Annotated in this window: 12 protein-coding genes; 2 read left to right on the top strand and 10 right to left on the bottom strand. The window is 70.0% G+C overall.

Annotation, left to right across the window (positions count from 1 at the left end):
• Window positions 1-3: 3 nt before the first annotated feature.
• From AC3B5T_RS13920 to AC3B5T_RS13900, 5 genes are all read right to left on the bottom strand, one after another.
• Complete coding sequence (locus AC3B5T_RS13920; RefSeq protein ID WP_010844398.1) at window positions 4-1,251, bottom strand: arginine deiminase; 1,248 nt, start codon at window positions 1,249-1,251, stop codon at window positions 4-6.
• Between the two features lie 148 nt (window positions 1,252-1,399).
• On the bottom strand, window positions 1,400-2,701 hold the full coding sequence (locus AC3B5T_RS13915; RefSeq protein ID WP_488357551.1) for an MFS transporter: 1,302 nt from the start codon (window positions 2,699-2,701) through the stop codon (window positions 1,400-1,402).
• Window positions 2,698-3,729, bottom strand: a complete 1,032-nt coding sequence (locus tag AC3B5T_RS13910) for a patatin-like phospholipase family protein (protein ID WP_488357549.1) — start codon at window positions 3,727-3,729, stop codon at window positions 2,698-2,700. Before AC3B5T_RS13910 ends, AC3B5T_RS13915 begins: the two co-directional genes overlap by 4 nt.
• Window positions 3,730-3,843: 114 nt before the next feature.
• Complete coding sequence (soxR, locus tag AC3B5T_RS13905) at window positions 3,844-4,293, bottom strand: redox-sensitive transcriptional activator SoxR (RefSeq protein WP_004019988.1); 450 nt, start codon at window positions 4,291-4,293, stop codon at window positions 3,844-3,846.
• Window positions 4,294-4,372: 79 nt separating this feature from the next.
• Window positions 4,373-5,236, bottom strand: coding sequence for a universal stress protein (locus AC3B5T_RS13900; RefSeq protein ID WP_010844401.1), 864 nt, complete (start codon window positions 5,234-5,236; stop codon window positions 4,373-4,375).
• Window positions 5,237-5,440: 204 nt separating this feature from the next.
• Between AC3B5T_RS13900 and AC3B5T_RS13895 the strand changes: the two genes are divergently transcribed.
• Window positions 5,441-5,746 carry a hypothetical protein gene (locus AC3B5T_RS13895; RefSeq protein ID WP_488357548.1) on the top strand — a complete coding sequence of 102 codons (306 nt, stop codon included), beginning with the start codon at window positions 5,441-5,443 and terminating at the stop codon, window positions 5,744-5,746.
• 91 nt (window positions 5,747-5,837) lie between these two features.
• A complete protein-coding gene (locus AC3B5T_RS13890) occupies window positions 5,838-7,319 on the top strand; it encodes a serine/threonine protein kinase (RefSeq protein WP_488357547.1) in 1,482 nt (493 codons plus the stop codon).
• 49 nt (window positions 7,320-7,368) lie between these two features.
• Here AC3B5T_RS13890 and AC3B5T_RS13885 read toward each other — a convergent pair whose 3' ends face one another.
• Genes AC3B5T_RS13885 through AC3B5T_RS13865 form a run of 5 tightly spaced genes read right to left on the bottom strand, consistent with a single transcriptional unit; the run spans window position 7,369 to window position 13,972 of the window.
• Window positions 7,369-8,181 (bottom strand): protein kinase domain-containing protein, encoded by an 813-nt coding sequence (locus tag AC3B5T_RS13885; RefSeq protein WP_488357545.1) that lies wholly within the window; start codon window positions 8,179-8,181, stop codon window positions 7,369-7,371.
• A gap of 1 nt (window position 8,182) precedes the next feature.
• On the bottom strand, window positions 8,183-10,309 hold the full coding sequence (locus AC3B5T_RS13880; RefSeq protein WP_488357543.1) for a cation:proton antiporter: 2,127 nt from the start codon (window positions 10,307-10,309) through the stop codon (window positions 8,183-8,185).
• An 18-nt stretch (window positions 10,310-10,327) separates the two neighbouring features.
• Entirely contained in the window at window positions 10,328-11,923 is a 1,596-nt protein-coding gene (locus tag AC3B5T_RS13875; RefSeq protein ID WP_488357540.1) for an FHA domain-containing protein, read from the bottom strand.
• A complete protein-coding gene (locus AC3B5T_RS13870; RefSeq protein ID WP_010844407.1) occupies window positions 11,920-12,369 on the bottom strand; it encodes a hypothetical protein in 450 nt (149 codons plus the stop codon). Before AC3B5T_RS13870 ends, AC3B5T_RS13875 begins: the two co-directional genes overlap by 4 nt.
• A 1-nt stretch (window position 12,370) precedes the next feature.
• Entirely contained in the window at window positions 12,371-13,972 is a 1,602-nt protein-coding gene (locus AC3B5T_RS13865) for an FAD/NAD(P)-binding protein (RefSeq protein ID WP_044506259.1), read from the bottom strand.
• Between the last annotated feature and the right edge of the window lie 371 nt (window positions 13,973-14,343).

Here is a 14,343-nt window from a genome sequence, read left to right as displayed (position 1 = left end):
GCCTCACCGGGGATCACGCGCGAGCGGACACGACATGCACCGCGGCCCGCCGCGGCCCGACCCCAGTTCGCGACCCTCGATCTCGATGACCTCGATGCCAGAGTCGCGGAGTCGCCGATTGGTCTCGGAGTTCCGGTTGTAGGAGACCACCACCCCGGGAGCGAGTGCCAGGGTGTTGTTGCCGTCGTCCCACTGTTCCCGCTCGGCGGTCACCGGGTCGAGTCCGGTGTCGATGACACGCAACTTGGAGATGCCCATCGCCTCGGCGGCCGCATCGAGGAAGTGCTGTTCGCCGGTGATCCGGACCGCGTCGGTCGCGGCGTCGTGGACGAGGGTGAACGCCGACATGGTGTCGCGGATGTTCGGGTACATCACCACGGCATCGGTGTCGACCATCGTGCAGACGGTGTCGAGGTGCATGAAAGCGCGCGACTGTTCGATCGGCACGGCGAGCACGGTGTGCGCCAGGTGGTCGTCGAACAGGCTGCGCGCCAGCGCTTCTGCTCCGGCGGGCGTGGTCCGTTCGCCGACCCCGACGGCCACCACGCCGGCGGCGAGCAGCAACACGTCGCCGCCCTCGACGGGCGCGACCTGCGACTCGTAGGCCCGCCGGGCGCCGGTGAACCGCGGGTGGTGTGCGTAGATCAGATCGGTCAGCGACGTCTCCCGCGCCCGGGCGGGCAGCGCGAGCGAGGTGATCGCGAACCGTCCGCCTATCCAGAACGAACTGTCTCGGGTGAACAGCAGATTTGGCAGGGGCTCGATCGCGAACTCGGGGCCGTGGTGCATTCGCCGCACCAGTGACGACCGTTCCGCCGAGGGAGTGATCGGCAGCTCGTCGAACGTCATCCCGGCCATCAGCACGTAGGCGAGGTCGGCCGGCGACAGTCCCCGTAGATGAGTGGCCAGATCGTCCGCGAGGTGCGTTCCCAGCCTGCGCGCGCTGACGGCCGCCGCGATGCCCTGGATCCGCGCGGCACCGCTGTGCGCGATGGTCTCGGCGAGCAGGTCGCCGAGGAGGTAGACGTCGATCCCCCGGTCGCGCAGCACCTCCGCGAACGCATCGTGTTCCTCCTGCGCGCGTCCGACCCACGGGAGCCCGTCGAACAGGAGCTGGTCGTTGTTGCGTGGGGTGAGGCGACGCAGTTCGTCGCCGGGCCGATGCAGCATGACCGCCCGCAGTGTGCCGACCTCCGAATCGGCCCCTAGCGCATAGTCGTACCCGGGCGCGAGGCCCTCGCCGGACGTCACGGGCCCACGCACCCTACGGTCCGCTGAGCGGGGTGATCCGACTGCCCTGCACCGGTCATCGCTCAACCGTAATTCGTCGTCCGCCCTCGCACAGCACTCATCGGCACCGCGGGGTTTCCGTGTCGGCACGGACGGTCGGCTCGGAACGTCACCGATCCTCGGCCGCGTCGCGACGAACCGTTTCCGAGGCACCCAGCGGATCGGTACCCGGGTCGGGTTCGGCCGGCGTGGCGGATGTCCCGGAATCCTCGGTCGACGTCATCGTGGGACCGTCGCCCACGATCGCCGGCGCGGTCTCCCGGGCGAAGACCCACAGGACCAGCGCGACCGCGGCCACCACACCGGTCAGCACGAAGGCGGGTCCGAAGCCGACCCGGTCGGCGACGAACCCCACGATCACGGGTCCGGTCACGGCGCCGAGGTCCGACGACATGCCGTAGGCGGCCAGCGCCGAACCGCCTTGCTGACGGTTGCCGAGGACGTCGGCGAGGGCGGCCTGATGGGTGGGCGCGAAGAGTCCCGAGCCCACGCCGGCGACCACCGACAACGCCAGCGCGACGCCGACGTTCGGGGAGAAGCCGAGCGCGATGGTCGCGACGACGGTGATGACGAGACCGGGCAGCATGATGGGCCGCCGCCCGAACCGGTCCGACAACCGGCCGGCGACCAGGATCGCCAGCACGTTGCCCGCGGCGTAGACCGCCAGCACGATCCCCGCCATTCCCGCGCCGGCACCGAGACTCTCGGTGATGAACAGCGGCACCACCGCGACCCGGACACCCATGGACGCCCAGCCCTGGGTGAAGTTCGACGCGAGGATCGCGCGATAGGCGCTGTCGCGCAGGGCGGTCCGGAAACCGATCAGCGCACCCGTCGGGCCGTCGGCCTGGTCCGGGGCGATGACCTCCCGCAACTGGGTGGCCACCACCGTCGACGCGACCAGCAGCGCGACCGCGTACACGACGAACGGGACCCGCAGTCCGAAGCCGACGAGCGCCGCCCCGATGAGCGGTCCGGTGATGCTGCCGATGAGGAACCCCGCCGAGAAGAAGCCCGACACCCGCCCGCGAATGTCGCTCGGCGCCATCCGGATCAGCAGGGCCATCGCCGAGATGCTGAACATCGTCGAGCCGATTCCGCCGAGGCCGCGGAAGACCAGCAGCTGCCAGTAGGTCTGGGCGAACGCGCACGCCAGGGTGCTGGCCGCGACTATCAGCAGGCCGGTCAGGTAGATGCGCCGCTCGCCGAAGACGGTGACCAGCCGGCCGGTCGCGGGCGCGAACATCAACCGCATGACTGCGAACGCCGACACGACCGCGGTCGCGGCGGTGAACGAGACGTTGAAGGTTCTGGCGAAGGTGGGCAGCGCGGGCGCGATGAAACCGTATCCGAGGGCGATGACGACGTTCGCCGACAGCAGGACCCAGATGCCGCGGGGGATCCGCCTCATGGCAGCTCGGGCAGGTCGTCGAGGGCCCGCGCGGTCAGGGCGCGGCCGAGTTCGATCATCTCGGAGGCCTTGTGGAAGTCGAGGGTGCGAACCGTTCGACGGGGCACGCGGATCAACACGTCGGGCGGGTAGCCCGCGACCTGATAGCGGGTCAGGGCCTCCTGCATGATGTCGAGCGAGCGGCTGAGCACCTCCACGCGTCCCATCCGGGCCGGTTCGTCGACGCCGAACCCGGCCTGCTCGGCGGTCGGGACGGAGGCCGGCTCGCCCGCGGCGTCGACCGCGTCGGCACCCCCGTCGGTGGCGATCACCGCCCCGTCGGTGGCGGAGTGCTCGCCGCGCTCGGCCGTGGGCATCTCGTGACCGAGCCGGTCGCGGACCGCTCGGATGAACTCGTTGTCGAGGATCGGCGCCACGTTGCGGCGCAACAGTCCCCTGGCCTTCGGCTCCCGGATGGCTCCGGCCTCCGGCCCACCGTCGGAGCCGATGATGACGCCGATGGTCACATCGCTGGACACCGCCGAGGTGGGGGCCACCGGCAGCGGATCGAGGATGCCGCCGTCGGCGAGCAACCGGCCGCCGTGTTCGTACGGGCTGATGACTCCGGGGATCGCGATCGAGGCGCGCAGGGCGTCGGCGAGGACACCGCGCTGGAACCAGACCGCGCGGCCGGCGTTCAGGTCGGTGGCGACCGCGGTGAACGGGACGGGCAGGTCCTCGATCGCGGTGTCGCCGAGGATTTCCCGCACCCGCAGCAGGATGCGCTCGGCACCGATCACACCGGGCTTGGTCAGCGAGACGTCAAGCAGTCGGACGACGTCGAGCTGGGACAGACCGGAGATCCAGTCGACATAGTCGTCGAGCTTGCCCGCGCAGTAGAGGCCGCCGACGAGCGCACCCATCGACGACCCGGCGACGGTGACGATCTCGAATCCCCGCGCCTCGAGTTCGGCGATCACCCCGATGTGCGCGTAGCCGCGGGCGCCGCCACTTCCCAGAGCCAGCGCCACGCGCGACGGTCGAGCCATGGGGCAACAGTACCGCCGCTGTTTTCCCTCGCCGAAACCGCAAGCGGCGGCGATCGCCTGCGGTCCGTGCCCACGTCCCCGGATGGTCCGGTCGCCGGGTTCGGGTCGCGGACGCTACTGATCGGTGAGGAGGCGGCGGGGGCCCGGACCCAGTTTGTTGAGTTCGTCGCCCGGGTTGAGGAGGTGGCACTCCCCCAGGGACAGGCACCCGCAACCGACGCACGACCCGATCATGTCCCGCATGTTCTCCAGCAGCGCGATGCGGTGGTTGATGTCGTCCATCCAGCGCTTCGACGCCGCTTCCCACATCGACTTGGGTGGCGATTCGTGGTCGCCGAGTTCGGCGAGCACCTCACCGATCACCGACAGCGGGATCCCGGCGACCTGCGACGCCCGGATGAACGCCACGCGCCGCAACATAGCCCGGTGGTAGCGGCGCTGGTTTCCCGAGGTGCGCCGACTGAAGATGAGGCCCTGATCCTCGTAGAAGCGGACCGCCGACGGCGCGATGCCGGCTCGCTGGGCGAGCTCCCCGACCGAGAGCTCCAGCTTCTTCAGCGTCATGGCTCGATGGTAAGCGTCGCCGGCTCCTCGTCCCCGGTCCACGACCGGGAACGAGGAGCCGACGTACCGCGCGGCTCGGTCAGGTGCGGACCACCATCACCGGGCACTCCGCGTGATGCATCACCTTCTGGCTGGTCGAGCCCAACAGCAGCCCGCGGAATCCGCCGCGCCCACGACTGCCGACCACGAGGAGCGATGCCTCCGCGCCCGCCGCGTCGAGCAGCGCCTTGGCCGGCTCCTCGGGCAGAACGGAGCGTTCGATGGTCACGTCCGGGTAGTCCTGCGCATATCCGGCGAGCCGCTCGGCGAGCACCTCCACCGCATCCTGCGTCATCCGCGCCACCTCGTCGGCGCCGATGCCGTATCCGTGGAGCGCATCCGCATCGAGAGGGGTCCACGTGTGCACCGCGCGGAGCGGGACATTGCGCAGCGACGCCTGCCGGAACGCCTCGGCGACGGCGGCATCGCTGACGGGCGAACCGTCCACACCGACCACCACGGGCCCGGCGTCGTCGCCCTCGGCAGCTACCACGGTGACCCGGCCGTGCGCGTGGGCGGCGACGCTGGTGCTCACCGATCCCAGGAACAAGCCCTTCACGCTGCCGAGCCGACGGGTGCCGACCACGATCATCGCCGCGTCCTTGCCCAGTTCGAGCAGCACGCGTGTCGCGTCGCCGTCGACGATCGAGGTGGCCACCGTCACCCCGGGCGCCACATCCTTCGCCGCGTCGGCGGCCGCGTGCACCGCGTCGGACGCATCCTGACGGATGGCGTCGACCACGTCCTGCGGGATGATGAGGCCGGGGGCGTAGTCACTCGTGCTGGCGTCATACGCACCGACGAGCTTGAGATCGAGACCTTCGGCCGCGGCCGTCCGGGCAGCCCAGCGCACCGCGCCCGTGGCCGCGTCCGATCCGTCCACGCCGACGAGTATCGCATTCATGTTGTGGCTCATCTCCTCTGATCTCGACGCCCCGTGTGGGGTCCTCGGGTTCGGCCGCGGGTCTGCTCGGGGTCGCCCCGCGCGGCCCGGTTTCGGCCCCGACACCCCATCCTGCCCCGGCGTCGTGGCCGCGGCAATGAGTACGAAGTCCTGATCACGGTGGCTTTCTGCACGATTCGCCCGACGTGTAACCTGGTGGACACCATGACGTCACCGCTTCCGCAGAACGGCACCAACGACTTTCGCGCGATCCTGATCCACATCGGGATCACCGTCGTCCTCGGACTCGGTTTGCTGGTACTCGCGCACGCGTCGTCGGATCCACTGCAGACCGTGCTCATCATCGCCTCCCCCATCGTGGTCCTCCTCGGCGCGAGCGCGATGCTGTATCGCACATACCTGGCCTGGAAGCGCAACGGCCGCTGGCAGGTGCCGCAGGGCGGGGCATGGTTCCTGCTGATCTTCTTCATCGTGATGCTGTTCAATTCCGCACCCGTGCTCTTCGAATGACCGTCGACGGCGACGGCCTGGGCCTGTTCCACCCCGGGCGGGTGGGACCGGACCGGTAGAGTCAGGACTCACCCGAGGTGAGGGAGGCACCGTGTCTGTCGGTCCGGCTCACGACGAACCGCTCCCTCCCGGCACTCTCGTCGGGCGTCATCGCGTCGATCGACTGCTCCGCCGGCGCCCGGTGGGTGACGACTATCTGGCAACGGTCCTCCACCCTGGGGCCGGGGACCCACGGACGGCGGGTTCACCTCCCGATCGGGTCATGCTCACCGTCGTCGACCGGAGGACCTCGGCCGGCCCCGGCTTTCGCAGCTGGTTCCCGCTGGCGGTCGAAAGGGCTTCCACGATGGGGCATCCCGCGATCGCGCAGGTCGCCGGTCACGGTTCCGCCGACGGTCGGGCCTGGGTGGCGATCGAACCCGTGCCCGCGTCCGACGCAGCACTGCTGATCCGCCGCCATCCCGACGGCATCGACATCGATCTCGCGGTACGCATCATCACCGTCGTGGGCGACGCGCTCGATGCCGCACACCGCAGACGCCTGGTCCACGGCAACGTCTCCCCGGCCGACATCCTGCTCGCCGAGCCCGGCGACCTGACCGGTTCCGCCGCGGCGACCCCTGGTGTCGTCACGCTCACCGGTTTCGGACTGACCGCCCCAGGACACGACGGCCAGATGCCGCATCCGACAGGCGATGTCGCCGCACTGGGCCGCACGCTCGTCGAATTGCTCACCGGCACAGGATCGGTCGCGCGGCATCGGGTGTCGGGGGCGGTCTCGCCGGCCTTCTACGCCGTGCTGGCCCGCGCCCTCGACCCCGATTCCGACCACCGATACCGCACCTGCGCTGAGTTCGTCCGCGCCGCCGAGCTCGCCCTGCATCTCACGCACACCGACGGCGAACCAGCGACCGAGGTCATCGCCGCGGGCACGCCCGGGCCCGACCGCGGCGTCCCGCGGGTGTTCACGCCCGCCGGTCATCCGGACCGGCCGACGGAGATCGACACCCCGCGACGCCGGGCGGTCGCGACACCGCCGACACCGCCGCTGCCGGTCTCCGCATCGCCGCGTCGACGTCGCTGGATCGCACCGATCCTCGTCGCCGCGGTGATCGTCGCCCTCGTCGTCGGAACGCTGATCCTGCTCGGTGCGAGTACCACCCGGCCGCCGTGGCCGTCGGCCGTCGCTCCCATCGCCGCGACCTTCCCCCAACTCCTGCCCGAGACACCGGAGTCGACGGGATGGCGAGGTGCCCGCTGCGAGGCCGTCCTCCGCGACGGGGTGGACGGCATTTCGTGTACCGACGACGCGAATGTCAGGTTCGTGGTGTGGCGCACACCCACGCCTCCGACACGTGCCGCGGTCACCGCCGGCCTGAAACGCTATCCGGGAGACGAGATCAGTTGGCGGGACGGACCGGCGTCGGCGAGCCGGGACAGCGTCGTGGACGGCTGGGTCGTCACGAATTTCACCGGGTCACCGCGTGCGGAATACACCCTGGTGACCACGTGGCCCGGACACACCGGCCGCGAGATCCTCGACGACTGGTGGCGCACCGCTCCGCTGGGCTGACCGAACCCGACGACCACCCCACCCGCACAGCGACCGGCGCGAGCCCTGATCAGCGCCCCCGGAGCGCGTCGATGCGGACCGCGACCTCCATCGCGGTCGACGGCCTCGTTCCGGCGAGCGCCAGACAGTTCGCGATGAGGGTGCGCTCGTCGCGATCCAGGTTCTCCGACAGTGCCGGCGGGGTCGACAGCGCGGCCCGGATCGCCAGCAGCGGTTGGGTGTCCGGCACCTCCCCGTACACCCCGTCGCCGGTGAGGGCGCGATGCAGGCACGCACCGAGCGACCAGATGTCGGTCGCACGCGAGGGCACGTCACCCGCCAGCAGCGCCGGGTCCATGTACTGCACCGCACCGGGCTGGGCGAAGCTCGTGATGGGCTCGTCGGCGGCGAGGACCCGGGCCAGGCCGAGATCGGAGATCTTGCCGCCGGTCTCGGCGACCATGATGCTCGACGGTGTGATGTTGGCGTGCGCGATCCCGGCCTCGTGCAGTGCGTCGACGCCGCGTGCCGCGTCGGCGATCGCCGCCAGCTTCTCGTCCCGGCTGAGCTCGCGCGCCGGACTGCCCAGCGAACCGAGCGGGAAGTACTCCATCGCGTACATGAACTGCCCCTGCAGCACCGCGTCGTAGAGGCCCGCCAGGAACGGCGACACGACGGCGGCGAACGCCCGCAGTTCACGCACCCCTCGACGGTAGGCGTCGTCGCTGCAGACGCCGCTGAAGACCTTCACCACCACGCGGTCGGTGCCCAGTCCCAGTCGCGCGGGCGGGACGGCGAGGTAGAACGTGCCGTTGCCGCCGATGCCGAGCTTCTCGAGCACCGTGAAATCCGCCAGCTGCTGCGGGATCTCGACTGTCGCCATGTCAGGGCCTCTCCGATGATGAACCGATGTTCGGGCTGGACGTGTCGGGCGCCGCTCGCGACGGCGTGGGTTGCGCGGCCGGTGTCGAGCGGTAGAGATCCGCGACGCGGTCACCGAGCGATTCCTCGCTCGTCCCGGTGTTGTCGACGACGGTGACCGGAACCGGCGCGCCCTGTCTACTCTCGTCCGCCGCGGCCACGGTGAACGACACGGACTCGTCCCGATGCCGGCGAGGATCCTGGACCGACACCGAAACCCCCTGCTCGGCAACGGCGTTGAGGTCGGCAAGCCACCGGCGTCGGGAACCGGAGGCCACGATGGTCAGCGACCGTGACCCGAAGAGCGCCAGCCCGGCGGCCATCAGTACAGCGGTGCGGCCGCTGCGACTGTCGGCGGCGACACAGGTGACGGTGCTGCGACTCGGAGCAACCGCGGCATCGGCGGTCTCGTCGATGACGGCGACCGGAGCCGACCGCAGTGACCCGCCGAGGGAGAGGTCCGCGCTGTCCACGACGATGATGTCGGCATTCGCGTTCTCCGACATCGCGTCGAGGTCGACGGCCGGGTCGGCGCTGAACCGGCACAGGACCGAGACCGAACCCGCGCCGGTCAGCGACGAGCCCAGCTCGTTGAGCTTCTCCACGGCCGAGGCGATCGCCGCGAAGTCCGGCACCACCGGGATCCCGACCTCGAGCGGGCGGGCGGAACGATCCGGCGCAGTGAGCAGACCGGCCAGCACGACGTCGAATCCGGTGGCGCAGTCGAGCATTCGACGATGCCGTGCCCGTAGATCCGCGACCGTCCCGACGGGGTCGCGGATCAGCACCAGGACCCGCGGCGCGGTGGCGGTGGCCAGTGCGCGGCGTTCGGCTGCCGCGATGTCGTTGGCCACCACCTTGTCCGGGTACACCACCCGCAGCAACGGCTCGGTCAGGATCGTGGTCACGAGCGCCATCACCACGAGCATCGCGAACAGCTCGTCGCTCAGTACGCCGAGCTCACGGCCGGCGGCGAGGATCACGAGCTCGGTGAGTCCTCGCGTGTTCATGAGCACCGCGATGGCCGCGCTCTGCCTGGTGGGTATGGCGCTCACCCGCGCGCCGGCATAGGCACCGACGAACTTGCCCGCGATCGCGACGAGGAGAACCAGGAGCAACTGCCCCAACCCGGCGAGCCCGATCTCGGTGAGGTCGACGTTGAGGCCGGTGACGACGAAGAACATCGGCAGCAGGAGCAGCACGCTCGCCTGCTCGAGTCGCTCGAGGATCTCCCGGTGCAGTTGTTCGGCCCCCACTTTGGGCATGACCGCGCCGAACACGAAGGCGCCGAAGATCTGGTGGATGCCGATGACATCGGTCGCCGCCGCCGAGAGGAACAGCCCGATCAGGATGACCGCCAGGATGTCCGGGGTCAGCCGGCCCGCGGCGTCGCGCCAGACGATCAGCTTCGCCAGCAAGGGCCGCACCACGCCGAACATCACCGCCGCGTACACGAGCGTGAGTCCGACGATCTTCGCGACCTCCAGCGGACTGCCGCCCTGGATGATCGCGATGATGAAGGCCAGCAGAGTCCACGCCAGGATGTCGTCGATCGCGGCGGCGGCAAGGCTGAACACGCCGGGGACGGTGCGCATCATCCCGCGGTCGGTGAGGATGCGCGCGAGCACCGGGAAGGCGGTGATCGACATGGCGACGCCCATGAACAGCACCATCCCGAGCCGTTCGATCTCCATGCCCCCGACCATGTTGTGCGAGGGATAGAGCAGCAGTCCGAGCGCGGCACCGAGGCCGAACGGCAAGGCGATCGAGAACGCCGAGATGCTCGCGCCCGCACGTTCTCGTCCCTTGGTCAGCCGCATGTCCAGTTCGAGACCGACGATGAACATGAACAGCACGAGGCCGATCTGCGCGAGTGCACCCAACAACGGCCGGACGTCGTCGGGGAACAACCACTCGTCGGGGTTGCCGGGCAGGAGTCCCAGCAGGCTGGGACCCAGCGCGATCCCGGCGGCGATCTCGCCGACGACGGCCGGCTGACGGCACGCACGCGCGATCATCCCACCCACTCGGGCGGCGGCGATGACGATCGCGACGTCGAGCAGCAGGAAGGCGATCGTGTGTTTCTCCATGGCCTCGGATCCGTTCGCTCAGATGCGCGCGTGGTGTGACTCGAAGATGAAGTGCCGTCCGCCTATTCGGACGTGCGATCCGGGCACCAGCACGTGGGCACGATGCGGCAGCAGGCGGGTCTCGCGGTTGCCGTTGCTGGGATCGGCGACGAAGGTGCCGTTGGCCGACCCGAGGTCGACCAGCTGCACCGTCCACTCCACCAGCCGGATCTCCACGTGACGCCGCGAGAGCTGACCGGTTTCGTCCTGGACGCGAATGGGTTTGGGCGAGCCCGCCGGTCCGCCACCGGCCGACCCCGGCTCCCGGCCGATGACCAGGTCCTCGTCGAGCAGGAAGGTGAATCCGTTGTCGAGCAGCAACCAGCCCAGCGGCGGCCGCTCCCCCTCGACGAGGAAGGTCGTCAGCTGATCCATCCGGATCCCGCACACCCCGCACAGCCACGACTGCGGATGGTTCAGATGGCCTCGCGAACAACGTATCCCGTGCACCATGGCCCGTGACGCCTCGATCTTGACGACCTCGGTCGCGGGCTTCTGGTGCTCCTCCTTGGGCAGGGGCGCGCGCGGTTCGAGGGGTTCGGCGAACGGGTTCGGCGCGGGTGCGGGCTCGATGTGCGGCCGGCCACCCGGCGGTGTCGCGTCCCGCGGAGCCGGCTCCGGCTGACGAGGTCCGGGCGGCGACAACGGCTCGCGCTCGAAGGGACCGCCGAGCGGAGTCGAGGTGAACGGCAGTGGGTCCGATGCCGGCAGGCCGGCGCCGGGGGCCATCCGTTCGGTGGTACCCATGGGGTCCGGCTCCGGTGTCGCGGAGCGGTGGTCCCCGACGGGTTCGACGTCGAGGTCCGGGCTCGCCGGCCGGGGCGGCAGGTCGTCGAAGGGTGACCGCTTCCGGATCGGTTCGGGCGCAGGGGTTTCGGGAGCAGGAGGTTCGGGCGCAGGGAGTTCGGACACAGGGGGTTGGGGCTTCTCGTCTTCCGGATCGTCGAGATCCCGCAGCGCCTCGGTCGGCGGACCCGGGTCCGGATCGGGTCGGGACGGTTCGACCACCCTGTCCGGCCCCGGCTGTGCCGGTCGCTGGGGCGCCGATCGCTGGGGTACCGCATGGAACTCGGTGCCGCGCAGGCCCAGTGGGGTATGCAGCAGCGCGCCCGCGGCGGGCACCATTCCCTCGACGAGGTCGAATCGCTCCTCGCCGACTTCGGCGGGTTCCGTGCCGGCGAGATAGAGCCCGAGCCCCTCGTACGGCCACGGCACGGCGCGGTCGTAGGTGTCGCCGGCAGCCGGCTCCATCCGCTTGCCGTCGGTCTCCCCGTAGACCCGGCCGGACAGGAAGATCGCGATGCCGGCACTGTCGGGTGCGGCGAACGCGATGTCGACCGGTTCGTCGGCGGTGGCCACCAGTTGCGCCAGCGCCCGCACGAGGTGCCGGCCGCGTCGCGGCATCGAATCCGGCACGGACACCGCTGATTCGATGTCGAGGAGGTCGGTGGTGAACGACGTCGGCACCGTGTCGGCCATCAGACACAGGAACGCCGGCGTGCGGATCACGACCCCCGCGCCGGGGATCAGCGTCACGGTCGGTGTGACGCTGGGAATGTCACCCGGAATGGTCACAGGAACCGGCCTCCCTGGAATCGCCAGTGCGGGAAGACGGCGCGCAGTGGCCCGTTGACCGCCACCCAGACGAGGAGCCACGTGGTCACGAACTGGACCGAGAACACGAAGGGCGACGGTTTCAGCGACTCCGGGATCACTCCCGTGCCGTCGATCACGATCCACACGAGGATGCCCTCGTTGATCGCGGTGAGGAGTCCGAACAGCGTCGGCCAGTCCTTCTCCCAGCGGAACTGCTGCAGGAAGTGGTACAGGAACTCCCAGAGCACCCCGAGGACGATGACGGTGACGAGGACGGTGAAGGCGACCCGGTAGACGTCGGCGATCGACGGGTCCCCCGAGGAGATCAGCCACAGGAACGGGACGAGCACGATGGTCCACAGACCGCCGAGGATGCCGAGCACGAACACGCGGGTCTGGATTCGCCCCCACAGGGTGGGCAACATGTCAGTCGACTCCCTTGTTGTTCATCCAGCGCCACCACTGGGCCGTCGATCGCCAGGGCGTCAGTCGCTTGCAGAATCCCTGCCGGGCGAGGTCGTCCACGATCTCCAGGGCGGCGATCTGCAGACCGAGGAACGTGTCGACGCCGGGAAAGTAACCGCCGAGCGTCGCGCTGCCGGAGGCGTAGAGCTTGCCGTTGCCGCTACGGGTGCCCTTCAGCTCGAAGTCGCGTTCGACGTCCATGCGGCCGACCGGGTTGATGCCGGCACCGGTGTGGTCGAGCAGGTCGCGCAGCAGGCGGTGCTCGCGCACATCGGCTTCGAGTCCGGTGCAGTCGATCACGTAGTCGGCGTAGATCTCGAAGGTCCCGTCGGGTCGGTGTTCCTGCCGGATCGGTGCGTGCGGGTCGACCCGCACCGTGGTCACCACCCCCTGTCCGCCCGCGGCCGGCACCAGGCTCTCGGCCTTGCCGACGGCGACGCGGTACCAGCCCTCGCGACGCCCGCGGGCCAGTTGTTCCTGCCAGTCGTCGCGGACGGGTGTGTTGGTGCCGCCCATCTGCTTGTACGCCTCGGCGCGCTCGTGCCCCTCGAGCTTGCGCATACGGGCCTTGAGTTGCCCGCCCCACACCGACTTCGGGTAGTTGAAGCCCTGGTAGGCCCAGCCGTCCTTGCCCTTGCGCCGCATGAAGATGTGCGGCCCGTGCGGCTTGTCGTAGTACGTGCGGAAGAGATGCACGATCTGCGTCTGCAGTCCGTATGCGTCGCGATCGTCGATGAGCCGCTGCAGGACCCGGGAGGCGACTATCCCCGCTCCGCGGATCACCACGGTGCCGGGCTTGCGTTGCAGGGACTGGTAGATGTGCTCGTGGGACTCGTAGGCGTTGACGACCTTGCTGGCGTCGCGGTAGGTCTCCCGGAAGGCCTGCAGATCGGGCAGGAGTTTGATGCCGGGGTATCCGATCGCGACATGGACCCACTGACTGCGGAAGGCCACCCGCTTCGTGGGCGAAGTCCCTTGTGGCGGTGTGAGAATCGTGAAGTACCCGCCACCGGCGCGGCGTCGGATCATGCGGACCTGACCGCGGTGCAGGCACTTCAGGTAACCGATGCGCTCGCACTCCTTCTCCATCGAGGCGAACGCCTGCCCGGCCTTCGGTGTGTAGAAGTTCGCGAAGACGGGTTCCACCAGCACATTCCAGAGTGGCTTGAACTTCTTGTCCGCCCACGCCTCCCGGACGGCATAGGAGGGGAAGCCCCAGATGTTGTCCGGGGTCGACGCCGAGTCGGAGCGCAAGCGCTCCCCGCGCGGGATCTGCGACACCCGCGTCAGGTACTCGTAGCTGTGCCACGGCACGTCCTGTGGTCCGAGTACGGCGATCCGATCGAGCGGCACCCCGCTGATCCGCAGATAGTCGACGGTCACGAACGAGCCGATACCGGACCCGACCGTCACGAACGGGACGTCGACGACCGGGATGCCCGCAGCCTCGACCATCGCGTCGGTCCAGACGTCGGTGCCGATGAGCTCCGGGGTCAGATCACCCACGATGCCGGCGGGTCCGGGCGCGCCCCGGTGGGGCGACTGCGGCGCCCGCCGCGGCATCGGGCCGGGTGGGGGCGGCGGGGTCGGCCGTCGTGGGCCGGGCGCCGGTTGCGCGGGCCCGGGCTGCCGCGGGCCCGGCGGACCCGGCCGGGGCCCGCCCGGCTGGGGAACGACACGCGTGGGGCCCTGCGGCGGCTGGTTCACGACCGGCTCCGGGCCCGGGTCACGTCCGCGGACAGCCCGCGGCGGCGGGCGCAGGCGGAATGCGTCGCGCCCCGCAAGCGCTGGGACGCGCGAACACAACGGGACATCGCTCCTCCAGGTGAGCAGGCACGGGCACGGATGGTGCGGTAACTCTAACCCGCGCACGGGGTCCCGACGGCCTTATATAACCCGAACGAATTACACCCGTCTCACCAGGTCAGCCGCCG

The sequence above is a fragment of the Gordonia sp. G4 genome (assembly GCF_057770005.1).
This window is presented reverse-complemented; position numbering and strand designations above follow the sequence as displayed.

Excerpts from the sequence above, each read along its gene's own strand:
- AC3B5T_RS13880 (WP_488357543.1), bottom strand. The coding sequence starts at position 10,309 with ATGGAGAAACACACGATCGCCTTCCTGCTGCTCGACGTCGCGATCGTC.
- AC3B5T_RS13870 (WP_010844407.1), bottom strand. The coding sequence starts at position 12,369 with ATGTTGCCCACCCTGTGGGGGCGAATCCAGACCCGCGTGTTCGTGCTC.
- AC3B5T_RS13910 (WP_488357549.1), bottom strand. The coding sequence starts at position 3,729 with ATGGCTCGACCGTCGCGCGTGGCGCTGGCTCTGGGAAGTGGCGGCGCC.
- AC3B5T_RS13885 (WP_488357545.1), bottom strand. The coding sequence starts at position 8,181 with ATGGCGACAGTCGAGATCCCGCAGCAGCTGGCGGATTTCACGGTGCTC.
- AC3B5T_RS13865 (WP_044506259.1), bottom strand. The coding sequence starts at position 13,972 with ATGCCGCGGCGGGCGCCGCAGTCGCCCCACCGGGGCGCGCCCGGACCC.
- AC3B5T_RS13895 (WP_488357548.1), top strand. The coding sequence starts at position 5,441 with ATGACGTCACCGCTTCCGCAGAACGGCACCAACGACTTTCGCGCGATC.
- AC3B5T_RS13900 (WP_010844401.1), bottom strand. The coding sequence starts at position 5,236 with ATGAATGCGATACTCGTCGGCGTGGACGGATCGGACGCGGCCACGGGC.
- soxR (WP_004019988.1), bottom strand. The coding sequence starts at position 4,293 with ATGACGCTGAAGAAGCTGGAGCTCTCGGTCGGGGAGCTCGCCCAGCGA.
- AC3B5T_RS13915 (WP_488357551.1), bottom strand. The coding sequence starts at position 2,701 with ATGAGGCGGATCCCCCGCGGCATCTGGGTCCTGCTGTCGGCGAACGTC.